20 protein-coding genes are annotated in these 20,768 nt (G+C 67.3%); 13 read left to right on the top strand and 7 right to left on the bottom strand.

Features of this window, described 5'->3' with window-relative positions; all coding sequences use genetic code 11:
- The first annotated feature begins 126 nt into the window (after positions 1-126).
- The gene (locus tag IDF66_RS02080; protein WP_164309379.1) at positions 127-957 is read left to right on the top strand and encodes an ABC transporter ATP-binding protein; all 831 of its coding nucleotides are present in this window, start codon (positions 127-129) and stop codon (positions 955-957) included.
- Positions 958-1,006: 49 nt separating this feature from the next.
- Positions 1,007-1,834, top strand: a complete 828-nt coding sequence (locus tag IDF66_RS02075; RefSeq protein WP_190265559.1) for an NUDIX hydrolase — start codon at positions 1,007-1,009, stop codon at positions 1,832-1,834.
- A gap of 12 nt (positions 1,835-1,846) precedes the next feature.
- Here IDF66_RS02075 and ligD read toward each other — a convergent pair whose 3' ends face one another.
- Entirely contained in the window at positions 1,847-2,845 is a 999-nt protein-coding gene (gene ligD, locus IDF66_RS02070; protein ID WP_164309039.1) for a non-homologous end-joining DNA ligase, read from the bottom strand.
- Between the two features lie 69 nt (positions 2,846-2,914).
- Here ligD and IDF66_RS02065 point away from each other — a divergent pair, with 69 nt between their 5' ends.
- Genes IDF66_RS02065 through IDF66_RS02055 form a run of 3 tightly spaced genes read left to right on the top strand, consistent with a single transcriptional unit; the run spans position 2,915 to position 5,992 of the window.
- Entirely contained in the window at positions 2,915-3,703 is a 789-nt protein-coding gene (locus IDF66_RS02065) for an enoyl-CoA hydratase/isomerase family protein (protein ID WP_164309040.1), read from the top strand.
- A 60-nt stretch (positions 3,704-3,763) separates the two neighbouring features.
- Positions 3,764-4,735: a class I SAM-dependent methyltransferase gene (locus IDF66_RS02060; RefSeq protein ID WP_190265558.1), complete on the top strand. Its 972-nt coding sequence runs from the start codon at positions 3,764-3,766 to the stop codon at positions 4,733-4,735.
- A 45-nt stretch (positions 4,736-4,780) separates the two neighbouring features.
- Positions 4,781-5,992: a class I SAM-dependent methyltransferase gene (locus IDF66_RS02055; RefSeq protein WP_190265557.1), complete on the top strand. Its 1,212-nt coding sequence runs from the start codon at positions 4,781-4,783 to the stop codon at positions 5,990-5,992.
- Positions 5,993-5,995: 3 nt separating this feature from the next.
- On the opposite strand, the gene IDF66_RS02050 is transcribed toward IDF66_RS02055, so the two are convergent.
- Positions 5,996-7,321, bottom strand: a complete 1,326-nt coding sequence (locus IDF66_RS02050; RefSeq protein ID WP_223309090.1) for an MFS transporter — start codon at positions 7,319-7,321, stop codon at positions 5,996-5,998.
- A 53-nt stretch (positions 7,322-7,374) separates the two neighbouring features.
- On the opposite strand from IDF66_RS02050, the gene IDF66_RS02045 reads away from it, so the two are divergent.
- Positions 7,375-8,415, top strand: a complete 1,041-nt coding sequence (locus IDF66_RS02045; protein ID WP_190265555.1) for a GlxA family transcriptional regulator — start codon at positions 7,375-7,377, stop codon at positions 8,413-8,415.
- Here the strand turns inward: IDF66_RS02045 and IDF66_RS02040 are convergent.
- Positions 8,382-9,716 (bottom strand): outer membrane protein assembly factor BamB family protein, encoded by a 1,335-nt coding sequence (locus tag IDF66_RS02040; protein ID WP_190265554.1) that lies wholly within the window; start codon positions 9,714-9,716, stop codon positions 8,382-8,384. The genes IDF66_RS02045 and IDF66_RS02040 overlap by 34 nt on opposite strands.
- 96 nt (positions 9,717-9,812) lie before the next feature.
- On the opposite strand from IDF66_RS02040, the gene IDF66_RS02035 reads away from it, so the two are divergent.
- A complete protein-coding gene (locus IDF66_RS02035; protein ID WP_164309044.1) occupies positions 9,813-10,562 on the top strand; it encodes an acyltransferase in 750 nt (249 codons plus the stop codon).
- Between the two features lie 6 nt (positions 10,563-10,568).
- Here the strand turns inward: IDF66_RS02035 and IDF66_RS02030 are convergent, their stop codons facing one another.
- From IDF66_RS02030 to IDF66_RS02015, 4 genes are read right to left on the bottom strand one after another with little or no spacing between them, the layout of a single operon-like run.
- Positions 10,569-11,237 carry an AIM24 family protein gene (locus tag IDF66_RS02030; RefSeq protein WP_190265553.1) on the bottom strand — a complete coding sequence of 223 codons (669 nt, stop codon included), beginning with the start codon at positions 11,235-11,237 and terminating at the stop codon, positions 10,569-10,571.
- Between the two features lie 35 nt (positions 11,238-11,272).
- Positions 11,273-12,547, bottom strand: coding sequence for a glycosyltransferase family 4 protein (locus IDF66_RS02025; protein ID WP_164309046.1), 1,275 nt, complete (start codon positions 12,545-12,547; stop codon positions 11,273-11,275).
- A gap of 19 nt (positions 12,548-12,566) precedes the next feature.
- Entirely contained in the window at positions 12,567-14,141 is a 1,575-nt protein-coding gene (locus IDF66_RS02020; protein ID WP_190265552.1) for a 1,4-alpha-glucan branching protein domain-containing protein, read from the bottom strand.
- 16 nt (positions 14,142-14,157) lie between these two features.
- Entirely contained in the window at positions 14,158-14,925 is a 768-nt protein-coding gene (locus IDF66_RS02015) for a class I SAM-dependent methyltransferase (RefSeq protein ID WP_164309048.1), read from the bottom strand.
- 259 nt (positions 14,926-15,184) lie between these two features.
- Between IDF66_RS02015 and sfnG the strand changes: the two genes are divergently transcribed.
- The 6 genes from sfnG (at position 15,185) to IDF66_RS01985 (ending at position 20,766) form a co-directional block, all read left to right on the top strand.
- Complete coding sequence (gene sfnG, locus IDF66_RS02010) at positions 15,185-16,309, top strand: dimethylsulfone monooxygenase SfnG (protein WP_190265551.1); 1,125 nt, start codon at positions 15,185-15,187, stop codon at positions 16,307-16,309.
- A 201-nt stretch (positions 16,310-16,510) separates the two neighbouring features.
- The gene (locus IDF66_RS02005; RefSeq protein WP_164309050.1) at positions 16,511-17,296 is read left to right on the top strand and encodes an electron transfer flavoprotein subunit beta/FixA family protein; all 786 of its coding nucleotides are present in this window, start codon (positions 16,511-16,513) and stop codon (positions 17,294-17,296) included.
- Between the two features lie 57 nt (positions 17,297-17,353).
- Entirely contained in the window at positions 17,354-18,310 is a 957-nt protein-coding gene (locus tag IDF66_RS02000; protein ID WP_164309051.1) for an electron transfer flavoprotein subunit alpha/FixB family protein, read from the top strand.
- A gap of 167 nt (positions 18,311-18,477) precedes the next feature.
- Positions 18,478-19,299: a GNAT family N-acetyltransferase gene (locus tag IDF66_RS01995; protein ID WP_190265550.1), complete on the top strand. Its 822-nt coding sequence runs from the start codon at positions 18,478-18,480 to the stop codon at positions 19,297-19,299.
- A gap of 155 nt (positions 19,300-19,454) precedes the next feature.
- Positions 19,455-20,177 (top strand): lysophospholipid acyltransferase family protein, encoded by a 723-nt coding sequence (locus tag IDF66_RS01990; RefSeq protein WP_317628549.1) that lies wholly within the window; start codon positions 19,455-19,457, stop codon positions 20,175-20,177.
- 103 nt (positions 20,178-20,280) lie between these two features.
- A complete protein-coding gene (locus tag IDF66_RS01985) occupies positions 20,281-20,766 on the top strand; it encodes a DUF4334 domain-containing protein (RefSeq protein WP_164309054.1) in 486 nt (161 codons plus the stop codon).
- Positions 20,767-20,768 lie beyond the last annotated feature (2 nt).

Below are 20,768 nucleotides of genomic sequence, written 5' to 3'. Positions count from 1 at the left end.
CGGCGCCCCGGTGTATTCCGGCATGTCGGATTCCCTTGTCGGCGAGCATGTGTCGCATGGCTCCACGCGGCGGCCATCGTCGTAGGGCACCATGGGGGAGTGACAGACGCGACCGACGACGACGAGGTGTACGAATCCGATCCGGACCTGTTGGTCGATTTCCGCGACGTGACGCTGGTCCGCGGTGGCAACACACTGGTCGGGCCCGTCTCCTGGCAGGTCGAACTCGATGAACGCTGGGTGGTGATCGGGCCGAACGGCGCGGGCAAGACCTCGCTCATGCGGCTGGCCGCCGCGCAGGTCCACCCGACCGCCGGTAGGGCCTTTGTGTTGAACGAGCCGCTCGGGAAGGTGGAGGTCCGGGAGCTCTCGACACGCATCGGTGTGTCCAGCGCGGCCCTGGCCGAACGGGTACCCGCCGACGAGGTCGTGAGCGACGTGGTGATCTCTGCCGGGTATTCGGTCATCGGGAGGTGGCGCGAGACCTACGACGACATCGACCGCGCTCAGGCAGTCGAGTCCCTGGAGTCGCTGGGTGCCGAACACCTCGCCGATCGCCTGTTCGGGACGTTGTCGGAGGGTGAACGCAAACGAGTCCTTATCGCGCGTGCGCTGATGACCGATCCGGAACTGCTGCTGCTCGACGAACCGGCGGCAGGCCTCGACCTCGGCGGCCGGGAGGAACTGGTGGACCGCCTCGGTCGACTGGCCTCCGATCCGGAGGCGCCCGCGATCGTGCTGATCACCCACCACGTCGAGGAGATCCCGGACGGATTCACTCACGTCATGTTGCTCTCCGAAGGGGAGATCGTCGGGCAGGGACTTCTCGACGATGTCCTCACCAGCGAGAACCTGTCGACGGCGTTCCGGCAGCAGATCACCCTGAGCAAGGTCGACGGGCGCTATTTCGCCCGGCGGACCCGGCGCCCCGGAGGGCATCGCCGAGCGGCAGGCTGATCGGCGCGCGCTACCGTCATACGGTGATCGTTCGACAGGAGTGTCTGCCATGAGCCCATCTGCCCCGGAACCGACCGCAACCGAACCTGCCCCGCTGCGTGGGGCGGCGACGGTGGTGCTGGTCCGTGACTCGGAGGACGGTGTCGAGGTCTTCCTGCAGCGCCGGGTGAAGCAGATGGCTTTCGCGGGCGGGGTGACCGTCTTTCCCGGTGGCGGGGTTGATCCGCGCGACGCGGATGCCGACATCGACTGGACCGGGCCAGACGCGCAGTGGTGGGCCGACGCGTTCCACACCGACCCCAAGACGGCGCAGGCGCTGGTGTGTGCCGCGGTCCGCGAGACCTTCGAAGAATGCGGCGTGCTGCTGGCCAGCCGACCCGATGGCACTCCGGTCGATCCGCAGTCGTACGAGTCCCATCGCGACCAACTCGTCGACAAGACGCTGTCGCTGGGTGATTTCCTCCGCGGGGAGGGGCTGAGCCTGCGGGCAGATCTCCTGCGACCGCTGGCCCACTGGATCACCCCGATCATCGAGAAGCGTCGCTACGACACCCGTTTCTTCCTGGCAGCGTTGCCCGAGGGACAGACGGCCGACGGCAAGACCACCGAGGCCGAGGTGACCGCATGGGCCACACCGCGTGCCGCCCTCGACGCGTGGATCGCGAACGAGCACACGCTTCTCCCGCCGACCTGGGCGCAGCTGAATCATCTGGCCGAGTTCTCCTCGGTCGCGGAACTGCTGGGCGCTGATCGGGTGATCGAGCCGATCGAACCGTCCGTCACGCCCGGCGCCGGGCTGGCCGGTCTCAAGTTCGCCGGATCGGATCGGTACTTCGCCGTCGCCGCCGACCGCGAGGTGCCCGGCCTCAGTCGCTGATCACGGGGCAGCTCAGGAATCCAGGTCGACGACCCCGTCACCATCGAGCCCGTCACCACCGACGTCGCCGATGGTGGCGCCATCGCGCTCAGCCCATTCCAGCAGGGTGTCGAGCCGGTGGGCGACATCGTCGATCTCACGGTGCAGATCGCCGATCTCGGCGAACCTGGCAGGCATGGTCGCGATGGTGAAATCGTCGGGTGCCACCTCATCGATCTCGGCCCAGTCGATGGGTGCCGAGACCGTCGCGCGTGGATTCCCGCGCACCGAGTATGCCGAGGCCATGGTGTGATCACGGGTGTTCTGGTTGAAGTCGACGAACACGGCGGCCGGATCACGGTCTTTGCGCCACCACGTCGTCGTCACGTCGGCAGGGGCGCGGCGTTCGACCTCACGTGCAAAGGCGAGCGCGGCGCTGCGCACCTGCGGGAAGCCCCATTCCGGTTCGATCCGCACGTAGATGTGCAGTCCCCGTCCGCCCGACGTCTTGGGGAAACCCCGGATGCCGAGTTCGTCGAGGACTTCCTCGACGACGTGTGCGACTCGCTGGATACGGGAGAACGGGCAGTCCGGCATCGGATCGAGGTCGATACGCCATTCGTCCGGGCACTCGGGGTCCTGGCGCCGCGAGTTCCACGGATGGAACTCGACCGTCGACATCTGGACGGCCCAGATCACGCTGCCCAGCTCGGTGACGCAGAGTTCGTCGGCGGTGCGGCCGAAGCGCGGAAACCAGATCTCGACGGTTTCGAGCCAGTCGGGTGCGCCGGCCGGGATCCGCTTCTGGTGCACCTTCTTCCCGCTGACTCCCTTCGGGAACCGGTGCAGCATGCACGGTCGTTCGCGCAGTGCGCGGACGATCCCGTCGCCGACGGCGAGGTAGTACTCGGCCAGGTCGCGTTTCGTCTCGCCGCGTTCGGTGAAGTACACGCGATCGGGGCTGGACAGACGGATCGTCCGGTCACCTACCTCCAGCTCGACCGGCTCACCGGCTTCCGAGGCCTTCGCCATGAGCCAACTGTAGAGCCGTGACCTCCCCCGCCGGGGCTGCACACGCAATGCAGACGGTAGCCTTCGACCATGGCTGAGTTCGTCACCCTCGAGACATCTGATGATCATCCCGGCGTGGGCACCATCCGGCTCGATCGTCCTCCGATGAACGCGCTGAATCGGCAGGTGCAGACCGAACTCGCTGCGGCCGCCGCGGAGGCGACCGTGCGTGACGACATCAAGGCCGTGGTCGTCTACGGCGGACCGAAGGTGCTGGCCGCGGGCGCCGACATCAAAGAGATGAACGACATGACCTATGCGGAGATGAGCAAGGTCGCCGGTCGGCTGCAGGCTGCTCTCGGTTCCATCGCCGACATCCCGAAGCCGACGGTCGCCGCGATCACCGGGTACGCGCTCGGAGGTGGTCTGGAGGTCGCCCTCGGCGCGGACCGGCGCATCGCCGGGGACAACGCCAAACTGGGTGTGCCCGAGATCCTGCTCGGCGTGATCCCCGGTGGCGGCGGAACCCAGCGTCTCGCCCGACTGGTCGGGCCGGCCAAGGCCAAGGACATGATCTTCAGCGGTCGCTTCGTCGGCGCCGAGGAAGCGCTCGCCATCGGTCTGGTCGACGAGGTCGTGGCGCCCGACGAGGTGTACAACGCGGCATTGACGTGGGCCGGGCAGTTCCGCAATGCGGCGTCCATCGCGCTCGCGGCCGGCAAGAAGTCGGTCGATCAGGGACTCGGAGTCGATCTCGCAACCGGTCTGAAGATCGAGGAACAGCTCTTCGCGGCACTGTTCGCCACCGAGGACCGTGCCGTCGGGATGAAGTCCTTCATCGAGAACGGCCCGGGCAAGGCCGAGTTCACCGGCAAGTGACCCACCAACCGCGATTCACCAGACCGCGATTCACCCCGATGACGAGGAAGTAGCCGAGGAATGACCACGAATGTGACGCCGGGAACCGATCCGGAGCCGAATCCGCACGCCACCGAGGAACAGGTCAAGGCGGCCCTCGAGGACACCAAACTCGCGCAGGTGCTCTACCACGACTGGGAGGCGGAGACCTACGACGACAAGTGGTCCATCTCCTACGACGAGCGCTGCATCGACTATGCGCGTGGACGTTTCGACGCGGTCGCGTCGGACACCGCGCTGCCGTACGAGCGGGCGATGGAACTCGGCTGCGGCACCGGGTTCTTCCTGCTCAACCTCATGCAGTCCGGTGTGGCGAAGAAGGGCTCGGTCACCGACCTCTCGCCCGGCATGGTCAAGGTCGCGTTGCGCAATGCCGAGAACCTCGGCCTCGATGTCGACGGTCGCGTCGCCGACGCCGAGAAGATCCCGTACGACGACAACACTTTCGATCTCGTCGTCGGACACGCTGTCCTGCATCACATCCCGGATGTCGAGCAGGCGTTGCGCGAGGTGTTGCGGGTGCTCAAGCCGGGTGGCCGATTCGTGTTCGCCGGAGAACCGACGACCATCGGCGATTTCTATGCCCGGTGGATGAGCCGGGCGACGTGGGCGGCGACCACCAACATCACCAGACTCGGACCGCTGCAGTCCTGGCGGCGTCCCCAGGAGGAGCTCGACGAGTCGTCGCGCGCCGCTGCTCTCGAGGCCGTCGTCGACATCCACACCTTTGATCCGGCCGAGCTCGAACGCATGGCGCGCGCCGCGGGGGCGACGGCCGTGGAGACCGCGACCGAGGAACTCGCCGCGGCCATGCTCGGGTGGCCGGTGCGGACCTTCGAGGCGGCGGTCCCGCCGTCGAAGCTCGGTTGGGGCTGGGCCATGTTCGCGTTCAACGGATGGAAGCGGCTGTCCTGGCTGGACGAGAAAGTCCTGCGGAAAGTGGTGCCGCCCAAGTTCTTCTACAACGCGATCGTCGCCGGCACGAAGCCGTAACGCGGGGTCCGTGCAGCGGACGTCGGCCGGGAAGGATGATCGGCGATGGGGTATCGATTCACACTCGACGACGTCGCCTTCTTGCAGACTCCGACGGGCATCGAGGCGCTCGACTCCGCCTCGATGCTGGACCTCTCGGCGGTGTCGATGCTCGCCGACATCGGTGAGCTGCGCCGACGGTACGGCTCATACGACGGCGCCCTGATCGAGACGGTGCGGTGTCGCCGTCGAGGACGTGCGAGACTCGACGCGGCCGACGACATGTTGTTCACCGACGACGCGCTGCAACAGGCGACCGCCAGTGCGGTGGCCCGACACCGTGCGGCCGAGATAGCCGAGCGCTTCCCGGGGGCGGTGGTGCACGATGTCACGTGTTCGATCGGTGCCGAGATCATGGAGCTCGCCGCGCACGAAGGGATCTCGGGTGTCCTGGGCAGCGACATCGACCCGGTGCGTCTGCGCATGGCGCGCCACAACGGATCGTTGTCCGATCGCCGGACCACGATCGTGCAGGCAGACGCCCTCACCCCGACCTCCACCGCGGACGTCGTGCTCGCCGATCCGGCGCGGCGATCCGGGGCGGGTAGGGTGTTCCGGCTCGATCAGCTCGCGCCGCCACTCTTCGATGTGCTCACCACCTATGCCGGTCGGCCGATCGGTGTGAAATGCGCTCCGGGGCTGGACTACCGGATGCTTCGGGATCGCTTCGGATTCGCCGGTCAGGTGCAGATCACCTCGCTCGACGGGGCGGTTCGCGAGGCATGCCTGTGGACCGAACGTGATGGTGACCCGAGTCGGCGCGCCACCGTCCTGCGGTCCCGCCCGGACGGCTCGGTGGCGGGCTACGAGGTCGTCGACGATGGTGCCGACCAGGTGCCGGTCGGCGAGGTGGGGCGGTGGATCATCGACCCGGACGGTGCGGTCGTGCGGGCCGGACTGGTCCGGAATTACGCTCGCCGGCACCGACTCTGGCAGCTCGACCCGCAGATCGCCTACCTCACCGGCGACGACGTGCCTGCCGGGGAGCGAGGCTTTCGGGTCATCGAGGCCACCGGTGTCGCCGAGAAGGAACTGCGCAAGCGTCTTGCCGCACATGACTGCGGAAGCCTCGAGATCTTGGTCCGTGGACTCGATGTGGACCCGGATCGGCTTCGCAAACGGTTGAAGCTCGGCGGTTCCCGGCCCCTGTCGCTCGTGCTGACCCGCATCGGCCGCAAGGGGATCGGTTTTCTCTGTGAGCCCGGCGTCCGGTTCTGACGGTCACGCGCTGTGTTCGGATGAGGCCGTTCTGATCTCGGGGTCGTCGTGCACCGGTTCGAGGTCCGGCCGCGGGTCAGGGAGCCTGCGGCGGATCGCCCCGCACAGGATCGCCGCGACCACGCAGAGGGCGGCGGCCACGTGGAAGGCGTTGTCATAGCTGCCTTGTGCGTCTCGGATGTAACCCGCACCGAATGCAGCCACCGCGGCCCCGATCTGATGTGACGCGAACACCCAGCCGAAGACCACCGGCGTCGCCGCGCCGAAGTACTCGCGGCAGATCGCGATGGTCGGCGGCACCGTGGCGACCCAGTCCAGACCATAGAAGATGATGAAGACCCAGGTGCTGGGCTCCGCATGCGGAGACAGCAGCATCGGCAGCAGGACGAGCGAAGCGCCACGGCCGAGGTAGTAGATGACGAGCAGCACACGCGCGTCCACGCGATCGGTGAGCCACCCGGAGAAGATGGTCCCGGCGACGTCGAAGATCCCGATCGTCGCGAGCAGCGAGGCGGCAACCGTCGTCGGCATGCCGTGATCGTGTGCGGCCGGGATGAAATGTGTGCCGATCAATCCGTTGGTGGTCATCCCGCAGATCGCGAAACTGCCTGCCAGCAACCAGAATGCGGGCACTCTGGCACCGCTGACCAGTCCGCGGGCTGCCGCCCCGAAACTTCCGTTGGGGAGGTGGTCCTCGGTGTCGTCGGGGCCTGCGCCATATGCGGTGGTACCCACGTCGCGGGGATGGTCACGGATCAGCAGCAGCACCAGCGGGATGACCGCCAGAGCCGCGAGCGTGACGAGGACCGATGCCCAACGCCACCCGTGGCTGTCGGTCACCTGGGCGATCACCGGCAGGAAGATCAGTTGCCCGGTGGCACTCGCGGCCGTGAGCACTCCGGTGACCAGGCCACGTCGTGCGACAAACCATCGCGTTGACACCGTGGCGACGAATCCCATCGAGATGGAGCCGGTGCCCAGGCCCACCAGCACGCCCCACAGCACGAGCAACTGCCAACTCGCGGACATGAAGACGCCGAGACCGGTACCGGCGGCGATCAGCAGGAGTGCGCCGGTGAGAACCGGGCGGATGCCGAAGCGGTCCATCAGGGCCGCGGCGAACGGGGCGGTGACGCCGAACAGGACCATGTTGATCGACATCGCGGCACCGACGGTGGCGTGCGACCACCCGAACTCCATGTGCAGCGGATCCATCATCACGCTGGGCACCGCGCGGAATCCCGCCGCGCCGATGATCGCGATGAACGAGGCTCCGGCGACGAGCCAGGCCCAGGGCACGCGGCTGCCCGACTCGAGACGTGTGGTCATGGGACAAGCATCGGGCATGGTCCACGGATCACACCATTGGCATAATCGACAATATGTCGGAAAATCATGCCAACCCATCACCGTCTGGTCGTCGCCATCGGGTGGCAGTTCTCTGGGTACCGCCCGTCGTCGGGTTCGACGCGACCATTCCGTCCCTGCTCTTCGGGCAGGCGGTCGATGATCAGGGGCGGGAGCTCTACGAAGTGGTGACCTGTGGTCCGGTGCCGGGCCCGGTGGATTCGACCACCGACTACCAGCTGGTCGCGGCGGCCGGCCCCGAGGTGCTCGCCACCGCCGACACCGTGGTGGTCCCGGGCACCAAGGTGGAACTCGCCCGCCGTCTGGGGGAACTACCCGAGGACCTCGCTGCGGCGTGGTCGACCATCCGTCCGGGGACGCGGCTGGTCTCGATCTGCACGGGGGCGTTCGTCCTGGCCGCGGCCGGTGTGTTCGACGGGCGTCGGGCGACCACCCATTGGCGTTATGCCGAGGACTTCGGCAGGCTCTTCCCGCGGGTCGAGCTCGACGAGCGAGTGCTGTTCACCGACGATGGTGACGTGCTGAGCTCGGCGGGGCTGGCGGCGGGAATCGACCTGTGCCTGCACATCATCCGGCGTGACCACGGATCTGCCGTGGCCAATCGGGTGGCTCGCCACTGTGTGGTGCCGCCGTGGCGCGAGGGCGGGCAGGCGCAGTTCATCGAGCGCCATGTGCCGAACGCGGGTGAGCGGACGACGGCTCCCACCCAGGAGTGGGCGCTGCGCAACCTGACCGAACCGCTGTCGGTGCCGCAGCTGGCCGCGCGCGCCGGGATGAGCCCGCGGACCTTCAGTCGCAGATTCCGAGCGGAGACAGGCGTCCCGCCCGGGGTGTGGGTGCGCGAACGGCGCCTTGACCATGCCCGAGAACTGCTCGAAACGGGTGACCTGCCAGTCGATCTCGTCGCCGAACGGTCCGGCCTGGGGACGGCGGACAACCTCCGCCATCACCTCCGACGTGGCCTGGGGATGTCACCGTCGTCGTACCGGAAGACCTTCGCTGGTTCCGATTCGGTGGCAGATCAGTCGATCTCGGACCTGCTGTCGAAGAAGTAGACCTTGCCGATATTCGTCGCGGTCGCGATCTGCCCCTTGGCAGACACGGCGACACCCGTCGCGAATCCTCCCGATTCCGGAAGCGCCAGTGTGCGTTTCGTCGAGCCGTCGGCGGTCGAGACCTCGGCCAGTGACAAGGTGTCCTTGCCCTTGTCGCGGATGACGGTCCATGCGGTGTCCTGAGCGGTCAGGGTGGACAGGCTCACCGATGCGAGATCCTTGCGCTGCCAGACCTGCTCGGCATGATCGCCACGGTCACGCAGCAGCGTCAGCGGGGCACCGAGCACTCCCGTCGGGATGATCAGGCCGTCCGGCGACACCGACATGGTGCCGAAGCCGTAGCCGCCGTTGTCATAGGTCCACCGCGTCTTGCCGGTGGCCGCATCCAGGGCGACGAGCTTGCCGAGGCGACTGAAGGTGTACACCGTGGCGCCGTCTGCGGACAATGTCGGCGACCCGACGACACCGCCGGGGACATCGGCATGCCAGGCCTCACGCATCACGCGCGCGCCGTTCTGCTCGGCGTAGGACATCGCCCGGACCTGCGATGCGATGGCGCCCTGCGGCCAGAAATTGAGGAAGAACCTCTCGTGCGCCTCGTCGACGGCAGGCGGCGCGGGAACCGCGCAGCGTGGGCCGTTGGTCACGCACTCGCCGAAGCCGTTGGTCGGGTCGTCGGGGTCGGCATCGGCGCGCAGCCGCACCTCGGGTGCGACGAGTTCGTTTGTCTGGCTGTCGATGAGGAGCAGCTGGCCCTGGGTGGTGGCGACGAGGACCTGCCCTGGCGCGGCGAACTTGGCCGACAACGGAACTCCCGACACGGGCCTCCGCCATCGGATCGCACCACCTGCGTTGAACGCCAGGAAGGTGGTCTCCTCACCGACGTACGGCTGGTCGAACTGGTCGGACAGCAGCGAGTTGACCTCGATACCCGGGCGCATCCGCTTGCAGAAGTTCTTCCGGCCGCTGTGCGGATCGAGGATCAACAGATTGCACCCGCTCGCCGTGTTCGACGTGACGCCGACGTTGGACTGGGTGGAGATCGTGACCGGCGCGGTCACCGGCCCACCGGTGGGGCGGGTCCAGCTGAGCGCGAGGTCGTCGGGAACGGGGGGATAGGAGAAGTTCGAGTTGGCTGCGTTGCCGCCGTAGCTCGACCACCCGGGGCCGGCCACCGACCGGACATCGACCTCGCCGTCCGAGCAGGCCGACACCACGACGGCGATGACGGTCACCAGCAGCGCCGCGAAGGTTGTCGCAACGCGACGGGGAACCCGACGCCCACCGGCCGTCACAGCCATCGAAGCTCCTGTTCTCATCGCGATCTGCCCCGTCGGACGACGTGCCAGCAGAGAGCCTATCGTGCCCGGAATTCGGGTCGATTAGGGTTTGTCGTCATGACCACGATGTGGAATGCCTCCTATCGGTCCCGGTGGACGGCGGGCCGGCGCCGAGACCCAGCACAGGCGCGGTTTCTGAGCCTTGATTCGCTGCGGTGGGTGCTGCGTAACCGGGCGTATTCGCCGTGGTATCTCGTTCGGTACTACCGGCTGGCGCGCTTTCGGATCGCCAACCCCCACGTGGTGCTGCGCGGCATGGTCTTCCTGGGCCGCAACGTCGAGATCCACGCGACCCCTCAGATGTCGAGAATGGAGATCGGGCGCTGGGTGCACATCGGCGACGGTAACTCGATCCGCTGTCATGAGGGCAGTCTGAAGATCGGCGACAAGACCGTTTTCGGTTGTAACAATGTCGTCAACTCCTACCTCGATCTCGAGATCGGCGGCTCCACGCTCATCGCAGACTGGTGCTACATCTGCGACTTCGACCACAAGATGGACGACATCACCTTGCCCATCAAGGACCAGGGCATCGTGAAGGGCCCGGTGCGGATCGGGCCGGACACCTGGGTCGCGGCCAAGGTGTCGGTGTTGCGCAACACGATCGTCGGCCGCGGCTGTGTGCTCGGTTCGCACGCGGTGGTCAGAGGTGTCATCCCAGACTTCTCGATCGCGGTGGGTGCACCTGCCCGGGTCGTGAAGAATCGCAAGGACGATTGGGCCACGAGTGCCGAGGAGCGAGCCGAGCTCGAACGCGCGCTCGCCGACATCGAGCGGAAGAAGGCGGCGGCCGAGCGGGAGCGGTGAGCGCGCTCAGCGCCCTGGCGTGACGGCGACTCCCTCACTGGGCTGCACCACGACGAAGCCGGGACCGTGGAACGACAGCTGGAACGACTCGCCCGAACCGCGACCGATCAGTGACCCGAGCTTGAAGTCGTTCTTGATGCCGGGCGTAAGACCGGCCGACCAGCAGATCGCGGCCTGCGGGTCGACGAATGTGGGCTGCACCGAGCAGTCGAGGAGCATCGGCGGGCCGTCGCTGCTGATGCCGACGGTGCCCTGCCCCGTCAACGTCAGGTTGAAGAGCCCGCCGGCGAGCATGCCCGCGTTGCCGAGCGACGTGATCTTCCACTGCAGTGACGCATCGAAGGCCAGCAGGCTCGAGGTGTTGATGGTGATGGAGTCACCTTCGAGGTCGATGGTGAAGACGTTGCTGTTCCGGCGCGCGAAGAACACCTCGCCCTGGCCGCGCACCCGCATGAGTTGGCCGCCCTCACTCGTGACCGCCTTCTTGAGGAAGTTCGACACGCTGCCCGATCCTTCGTGGGAGAAGTCGAATTCGCCCTGATAGGCGACCATCGCGCCCTTGGCGGCCAACGCTTCCGGCCCGAATCCGACCCGGAGCATCTTGTCGGACTGCATCGTCCACCGCTCGGTGCTCTGCTTCTCTCGATTCACCTGGTCGAAGATCGGACTGCGCACGTCGGTGGCTCCTCTGGGTGGCGCTGGGTGATGCCTCAGTCCGATTGTCCCGGATCGCGTTCCGGCAGGGGGCGTTCCGGGATGCTCGGTCGTCCGACCGGATGACGGACCCGGCGTTTGGCAGCCAGATAGACGCCTGCGGTGCGCTCGGCGACCTCACTCCACGAGAACTCCTCGGTGAGTCGGTCGCGCGCACGTGCGGCGCGGGTGGCGGCCGCCGCCGAGTCGCCCAGCGCTGCACGCACCGCCGTCGCGATGCCCGCCACGTCGCCCGGATCGAAGGTGAGTCCGGTCGTGGTGTCGGTCACCGCCTCGCCGAGTCCGCCCGCCGTCGACACCACCAATGGCGCGCCGGTCGCGGCAGCCTCGAGTGCGACGATCCCGAACGGCTCGTAGCGGCTGGGCAGCACGATGGCCGCGCATCGATGCATGAGACCGACCAGACCCTGGTGGTCCACGGCGCCGAGGAACCGGACGGCTTTGGTCACGCGGTGGCGCCGGGTCTGTTCGACCAACCACTCCTGTTGTGTACCGGTCCCGGCGACGGTCAGGGTGGTGCCGGGATGGGTGCGTCGGATGCGGGGGAGCGCGGCCAGCAGATCCTGCACACCCTTCTCGTATTCGAGGCGCCCCGCGAACAACAGTTCGGGTGGGCCGGAACGAACCGGCCGTGGCGCGAAGGGCCAGGTCCTGATATCGATCCCGTTGTGGATCACCGAGACGTCCGGGAGGTCGGGTCCGAAGAGTCGCGTGACCTCGTCGCGCATCGACGCCGAGCAGGTGATCAGCGAGTCCGATTCGGTCGCCAGCCACCACTCCACCGAATGCACCTGCCGATTGGTGGGTCCGCTCACCCAGCCACTGTGGCGGCCTGCCTCGGTGGCGTGGATGGTCGAGACCAGCGGAACGTCGAAGAATTCGGCGAGGGCGATCGCCGGATGCGCCACGAGCCAGTCGTGGGCATGGACGACGTCGGGTACCCAGGGCTGCTGCTCCGGTGTATTACGTTCGCCGGCAAGAACTCTCAGGCCGGTCCGGACGAACGAATGGCCCATCGCCAACGTCCATGCCATCATGTCGCGGCCGAACTCGAACTCCGGGGGATCCTCGGCCGTCGCGATGATCCGGACACCGTCGACACGGGTGTCGGTGGTCGGGTGACTCACCGCGTCGGTCCCGGTCGGACGGCGGGTGAGCATCACGATGTCGTGTCCTTGGGCGGCGAGTTCGGTCGCCAGGTGGTGAACGTGACGGCCGAGGCCGCCGACGACCACGGGCGGGTACTCCCACGAGACGATCAAGATCCTCATCTACCATCCCCCGTCGCGATCATCCCCGGACCTCGTCGACCGCATCCCTGGTGTGCAATCGTCGCGCATCGAGCCCGGCGAACAGATTGTCGGCGCGCGCCCAGTCGCCGGCGAGGCGGTTCGCCAGGTCGTGCCGTCCCCGGAGTGCGGCGTCGCAGATCTCGCGGGTCGCGTGCGCGTGTTTGTGTGCCCGGTCCACAGCGTAGTTGGCCGCGGTGTCCTTGGAGACCATGAACGGCCAGTCCGAGGCCACCGTCAGCAGGGTCTCGCGGAGGATCTGGTCGGCCACCCGGTTGCGTCCGGCCGGGTGGCCGGGCGCGCCACCGATCCCCGGGGCGAGGATCTTGTCGACCGCCTCGAGTCCCGTCTCGGTGACCTCGGCGTTCAGTGCGACGAGGTGTTCGACCTGCGGGCCGTTCCACACCCGCCAATCCTTGCCCGATCCCCACGAGGACGCCGGTAGCTCCACCGGTGTACCGACGAAGCCGTCTCGTCGGGCCGAGGCGAGCGTTCCGACCTCGACACCCGCTTCGGGGAGCCGGCGCAGGACGCGTTCGAGCCAGAGGGGACCCTCGTGCCACCAATGGCCGAACAACTCGGTGTCGAAGGCCGCCACCACCAGCGCAGGGCGCCCCTGTCGTGCGGATTCGTCGATGAGTCTGCGTCGCACATGGTCGACGAAATCGTCGACGTGACGGTCGATCACGGCATCCACGCGCGCCGGGTCATAGGGCTTCTTGTCGGCCGACGAGACTCCGCGTCCGGTGACCCGGGCCGGTTTCAGGCCGGTGGCGTGGTCATAGGTGTGGAAGTCGCGGTAGGCGGCATGTCCCGGATATCCCGACTTCGGCGACCACACGCGGTAGCTGATGCTCAGATCTCGGCCGAACGCCACGACATCGGTGTCACCGACGGGCCTGCCGAGGGCGGTGTCACCCTTCAGCGTCGGACCGTCCACCATGAAATGGCCGACGCCCGCCGCGGCGTACTCGGTCTCCATTCCCGGGTCGAACGCACATTCCGGGGCCCAGATGCCCGCCGGACGAGCCGCCCACCGTGCTCGCGCGTCGTCGAGCCCCTCGGCCAGCGAGAACCGCCGAAGCCGACGGTCGAGGAGCGGGGCGAAGGGATGGGCCAGCGGGCCGCCCAGGATCTCCACGACGCCGGACGAGGCGAGTGTGCGGATCTGCGGGCTCGCGCCGTGCCGCCAGTGAGTCTCGAACTCGGTCATCGCATCCGCTGCCGCGAGGTACTCGCGACTGCCCAGTGTGCGACGCGACGGGTCGGGCGAGATCGCCGCCTCGACCGCACGGAGTTGCCAGTCGGCGAGCCATTCGTGCATCGACGAGCCGCAGTGCGGATCGTCGAGTTGTGCGGCCAGCACCGGCGTGATGCCGAGTGACAGTTGATCCAGTGCTCCGTCGTCGGCAAGCCGGCGCAGCATCGCGAACAGCGGCAGGTAGGAACCGGCCCAGGACTGATAGAGCCATTCCTCACCGACCGGCCACCGGCCGTGGTTGGCCAGCCATGGCAGATGGGAGTGCAGGACCAACGTGAATCGGCCGGGTACGGGGGAATCGGAGCGGGTGGTCATCGGGGGCGGCCGCCGATCAGGGTCGGACGGCGACGGCGAAGAGGTCGAGGCTGGCGTCGATGTCGACACCGTCCCGAGCCGGATCGAGGACGGTGAAGTCGTCGGTGGCGACCGCCGCGACGTCACCCGAGAGGTCGTCAGGCCACGGTTCGCCCGCCAGCGCTCGCTCGATCTGGGCGTCGATCAGCGAACCACCCCACTTCTCGTCGAGCGCGACCAGCCGCGGGCCGTGGTACACCCCGGACAGCGTCGTCACGTCGAATCCGCCGTCGGAGAGCAGGCCGGTCATCTCGACGGCGTCGAGTTCGCGGGTGTGGAACGGGTTGAGCGGGGTGTCGCGACCGGGGGAGAAGGTGATGCGGTTCGGTGTGGAGATGAACAGCCGCCCACCCGGGCGCAGGACGCGTCGGCATTCGGCGATGAATGCCGGCTGATCCCAGAGATGCTCGATGACCTGGAAGTTCACCACGATGTCGACGGAGTGGTCGGGGAGTGGGAGGTCGATCAGATTGCCGTGGTGGACGGTCAGCTCCGGATACCTGCGCCGCGTGTGTTCGACGGCGCTGGTGTCGTAGTCGACGCAGGTCACCGAGCGTGCGCTGGCGGCCAGCATCGCCGCCCCGTATCCCTCGCCCGAGCCGGCCTCGAGTACGTCCGCACCCGAACAGTGGTCGAGGACGTGGGCGTAGGCGATCTCGTGCCGCCGGAACCAGTAGTTCTCCTCGGCGATACCGGGGACGGTTCGCTCGCCCGTCAACGCGAGGGTCTCGTGTGACTCGCTCATCCCCACGAGACTAGTGCCCCCTGTCACGGCGACCGGAGGGTGTTCTCCCCGGACGGCCTGGCCAACGCACTCCTGGCGCTCGTTTGGTTCATCCTGAACCTATCGTTGACCCGCTCGACCGCCGGGTGCTGACATGGTCAGACAAGGCGACGGATGCCGGCCCGGTGCCTCCGCGAACGACATCGCGAACTCCACTTCGCTTGACACACAACAGGTGTGGGCCTTGTCGTGCCCGCAATCAGGAGGATTGACCACTGCCATGACCACCGAATCGGTTTCCGACGAGATCACGTTCGCCTACTGGGTCCCCAATGTGAGCGGCGGACTCGTCACCAGCGACATCGAACAGCGGACGAGCTGGGACTACGACTACAACGTGCGGCTGGCGCAGACGGCCGAGGAGAACGGCTTCGAGTATGCGCTGTCCCAGGTCCGCTACGAGGCCAGCTACGGCGCCGAATTCCAGCATGAATCAACGAGTTTCAGTCTTGCGCTGCTCCTGGCGACCCAGCGCCTGAAGGTGATCGCTGCGGTCCATCCCGGCCTGTGGCAGCCTGCGGTGCTCGCGAAGCTCGGTGCCACTGCCGATCAGCTCTCAGGAGGTCGTTTCGCGGTCAACGTGGTGAGCGGCTGGTTCAAGGACGAGTTCACCCACCTCGGCGAACCATGGCTGGAGCACGACGAACGGTATCGGCGAAGTGCGGAGTTCCTGCAGGTCCTGCGCAAGATCTGGACCGAGGACAACGTGGATTTCCGGGGCGATTTCTACCGCATCCATGACTTCACGCTCAAGCCCAAGCCGCTGAACACCCCGGCCCGCCCGAACCCGGAGCTCTTCCAGGGCGGGAATTCGTTGGCCGCGCGCCGCAACGGCGGTCGGCACTCGGACTGGTACTTCTCCAACGGCAAGGACTTCGACGGGGTGACCGAGCAGCTGATCGACGTCCAGGCGTCCGCACGAGAGGTCGGTCGTGAGGTGAAGTTCGGGCTGAACGGTTTCATCATCGCCCGGGACACCGAGAAGGAGGCCCGGGACACCTTGCGGGAGATCGTGGAGAAAGCGAATCGTCCCGCGGTCGAGGGGTTCCGGGACGCCGTCCGGCAGGCCGGTAATTCCACGTCCACCAACACCGGGATGTGGGCGGACTCCTCATTCGAGGATCTCGTGCAGTACAACGACGGATTCCGCACCGGACTGATCGGCACCCCGGATCAGATCGCCGAGCGCATCGTGGCCTACCGGAAGCGTGGCGTCGACCTCATTCTGGCGGGGTTCCTGCACTTCCAGGAGGAAGTCGAATACTTCGGCAAGCGTGTGTTGCCCCTCGTCCGTGAAATCGAGGCCGACGAGCGGTCGACCGAGCACTCGCTGGTCGGCGTCTGACGGGTCCGGCGACCCCTCGGCTGTCGTGGCCCATCGCGTGTATCGCGGTGGGCCACGATTCGTCGGTTGCCCCAGTCGGCGCGTTATGTGAGGTAGTCGATGTTTTGTGCTTACCGAGCTAACGCTAAAGTGGGGGAGACCGAACCCAACTTACTCGGCAGTAAGGTGGGAGAAACCGACGCAGGAGGTCGACGCAGACCCATGACAAACATTGTCGTTCTGATCAAGCAGGTTCCCGACACATGGTCCGAGCGCAAGCTTACCGACGGTGACTTCACCCTGGATCGCGAAGCCGCTGACGCCGTTCTCGACGAGATCAACGAGCGCGCGGTCGAAGAGGCCCTGAAGATCAAGGAGGCCGACGGTGGCGAGGTGACCGTGCTGACCGCCGGTCCCGAGCGCGCGACCGAGGCGATCCGCAAGGCCCTGTCCATGGGCGCCGACAAGGCCATCCACATCAAGGACGATCAGCTGCACGGCTCGGATGCGGTTCAGACCGCATACGTCCTGGCGCGCGCCCTCGGCACGGTGGAGGGTGTCGAGCTGGTCATCGCGGGCAACGAGGCCACCGACGGACGGGTCGGCGCGATCCCCGCGATGATCGCCGAATACCTGGAACTCCCGCACCTCACCCATCTGCGCAAGCTGACCCTGGAGGGCGAGACCCTCACCGGTGAGCGCGAGACCGACGACGGCATCTTCCACATCGAGGCGCAGTTGCCGGCGATCGTGAGTGTCAACGAGAAGATCAACGAGCCGCGCTTCCCGTCCTTCAAGGGCATCATGGCCGCCAAGAAGAAGGAAGTTCAGGTCGTCACCCTCGCGGAGATCGACGTCGAGGCCACCGACGTGGGTCTCGAGCACGCAGGCACCGAGGTGACCGCATCGAATCCGAAGCCGCCGAAGACCGCCGGTGAGCGCGTCACCGACGAAGGTGACGGCGGCACCAAGGTCGCCGAATACCTGGTGTCGCAGAAGATCATCTAGTCCGGACGGTCACTCAGAGCAACTGGCGATAAAAGAGACATTCAGGGAGATAAGAACATGGCTGAAGTACTAGTGCTCGTGGAGCAGGACGCCGAAGGCGCCCTCAAGAAGGTCACCAGCGAGCTGATCACCGCTGCGCGTGCCCTCGGCACCCCCGCGGCGGTCGTCGTGGGCAAGCCGGGATCGGCCGACGGTGTCATCGACGGCCTCAAGGAGGCCGGTGCGGAGAAGGTCTACGTCGCCGAGTCCGACGACGCCGCGGGCTACCTGGTCACCCCGCAGGTCGATGTCCTGGCCTCGATCGCCGAGCAGGCGTCTCCGGCGGGCATCCTGGTCGCGGCCACCGCCGACGGCAAGGAGATCGCCGGTCGTCTGGGCGTGCGCCTGGGTTCGGGCGTGCTCGCCGACGTGATCGACGTGCAGGAGGGTGGCGTGGGTATCCACTCCATCTTCGGCGGTGCGTTCACCGTCGACGCCAAGGCCAAGGGCGACACCCCGGTCTTCTCGGTGCGTCCGGGTGGTGTCGAGGCGGCCCCGCAGGCCGGCGCAGGTGAGCGCGTCGACGTCGAGGTCCCGGCCCAGGCCGAGGGCGTCGTGAAGATCACCAAGGTCGAGCCCAACGTCGGCGGCGACCGTCCGGAACTGACCGAGGCGTCGATCGTCGTGTCCGGTGGACGTGGCGTCGGCAGCGCGGACAAGTTCTCCGTGGTCGAGGAACTCGCCGACTCGCTCGGCGCTGCCGTCGGTGCCTCGCGCGCCGCGGTGGACTCCGGCTACTACCCGGGCCAGTTCCAGGTCGGTCAGACCGGCAAGACCGTGTCGCCGCAGCTCTACATCGCACTCGGCATCTCCGGTGCGATCCAGCACCGCGCGGGCATGCAGACCTCGAAGACGATCATCGCCGTCAACAAGGACGAAGAGGCGCCGATCTTCGAGATCGCCGATTACGGCATCGTGGGCGACCTGTTCAACGTCGCCCCGCAGCTGACCGAAGAGGTCAAGAAGCGCAAGTGACCTGATCACTTCAGCGATGGCCCCCCGGGCCGTGTCATGTCGACACGCCGGGGGGCCATCGCCGTTTCGGGCCGTGTTCAACCGGTGTCGCCGACGTTCACCGGCCCAGCACCGACACGACACACCGCCGTTGGCGCCCCGTCGTCCGTGGTGGATGTCATCAGGGCATGACACTCGCGCCCAGCCCGACCCGTACCGGCGTCGCCCGTCCCCTCCTGATGGCCGGCCCGGTGGTCGTGGGTCTCACCGAGGATGCCGCCGACATCGTAGAGATCCAGGAGTTGCGCTGCCGGGTGTTCGGGGCGGAACCAGGCTTCGCCGACGTCATCGGTGACCCGATCACCGGCCGCGACGGCGACCGATTCGACGAGTTCTGTGAGCATCTGGTGGTCCGCCACGCCGACGACGGGATCATCGGGTCGGCCCGGCTGCTGTCGCCGTCACGCGCCGTGGCCGCCGGCGGGTGGTACACCGGCACTGAGTTCGACGTCCACGAACTCGCCGGCATCGCCCCGGACACCGTGGAGATGGGTCGCGCCGTGGTGGCCCCCGGTCATCGCCAGGGCACCACCACCGCGCTGATGTGGGCGGCACTCCTGCGGCACCTCGACGAATCCGGTCTTCGCTACCTGATGGGTTGTGTGTCGGTGCCGCTGAGCGGGCCGGGTCCGCGAGCGAGCTCGCTGCGCGGTGTTCGTGACGTCCTGCGGGATCGACATCAGGCCGCCTGGCAGGTGTATCCGCGTCGGCCGGTGAGCATCCACGGGCGGCGCCTCGATGACATCGGACCACCGGATGCGGTGGTGATGCCCGCACTGATGCGTGGTTATCTGCGGCTCGGTGCTCGCGTCTGCGGTGAACCGGCGCACGATGCGGCCTTCGACGTGGGGGATTTCGTCACCGTGCTCGACCGGCGACACGGGAACGACCGATATCTCGAACGAATGCGGTCGTGCGTCGACCGGCTCGCGGTGGGAGCGCGCGCATGACGGCCGCGCTGACCGCGCCGGGGCTTTCCCCGGCGCGATCGGCCCCCGCGCCGAGCACTGCGCGGGTCGTCGCGCCGGCCCGACCGGACACACGCCACGCGTGGTACCCGGCGAGTCGGTGCGGCGACCACTGTCGCGACCAGGCACCGGCGGTCGTGAACCGCCTGGTGATGATCGTCCGGGTGGTCCGGTTGGTGGCGGTCGTCGGTTTCCTCGCCGCGTTCGGACCGGTGGTGGCGCTCGCCCCGCGGCTGCTGCGCAGGCGGTTCCTCAGCCGGGCGGCGAGACACCTGCTGGCCGCTCTCGGAGTCTGCGTCCGCATCGACGACCGGCGTCCGTTCGCCGGTACATCCAGAGGCCTGGTCGTCGCCAATCACATCTCCTACCTGGATATCCTGGCCGTCGCAGTGGTCAGCCCTTCGCATTTCGTCGCCAAGTCCGACGTGACGACGATGCCGGTGATCTCGGGTCTGGCACGGCGCCTCGGCATCATCCCGGTCGAGCGGGCCTCACTGCGTGAGCTCCCCACGACGATTCGCAGCGCGGTCGACGAACTCCACCGCGACCGTTCGGTCGCGGTGTTCCCGGAGGGCACCACGTGGTGTGGGCGAGAGGCCGGGCGATTCCGTCCGGCGTTCTTCCAGGCCGCGATCGATGCCGGTGTCGCGGTGACACCGATCCGACTGATGTTCACCGCGATGGACGGATCGCCCACCTCCGTCCCGAGTTTCATCGGTGACGACACCCCGGTGGACACCCTGCGTCGGGTGCTGCGGGCGCGCGGCCTGACGGTCGTCATCCGGGTACACGAGTCGCTGCTGCCCGACACCGATCGTCGGACCCTGGCCGCCCGTTGCGAGCGCCTGGTCACGGCCTGACCGCAGCCACCGCCCGATGCCCTGGAACATATCTCATATATGTTGTATCTCTACGCCGGGCGCCCGCCCGGCATCGTGATCATCACCAGGAGGCGTTCGAGTCATGACTTCCGCACCGGCCCTGTCCCGAGCCGAGGCCCGGGCACGATTCACCGAACTCAGGTCCGTGACCGGCCTCGTCGACGATGCCGAACTCGACGCAGTGTGGGCCGCTCTGGAAACCCTGCGCCCCGAGGAGATGTTCGGCGCGTGGAAGGGAGACGAGTTCACCACCGGACATCCGGTCAACGGCCTGCTGGACAAGGCAGGCTGGTTCGGCAAGACGTTCACGTCGCGTTCCGACGTCCAGCCGCTGATGTGCCGAGACGAGAACGGCGACCTGTTCTCGAACACCGAACTCGGCAAGGGCGAGGCAAGCTTGTGGGCGGTCGAGTTCCGCGGTGAGGTCACGGCGTCGATGGTCTACGACGGGCAGGCCGTCATCGACCATTTCAAGAAGGTGGACGAGAACACCGTCATGGGCATCATGAACGGCAAGGCCGCCGTCGTCGACGGTCGCCACCTGTATTTCCTGCTCGAACGGGTCTGACG

Origin of the sequence: Gordonia hankookensis, assembly GCF_014673215.1 — a bacterium.
GTDB lineage: Bacteria > Actinomycetota > Actinomycetes > Mycobacteriales > Mycobacteriaceae > Gordonia > Gordonia hankookensis.
This window is presented reverse-complemented; position numbering and strand designations above follow the sequence as displayed.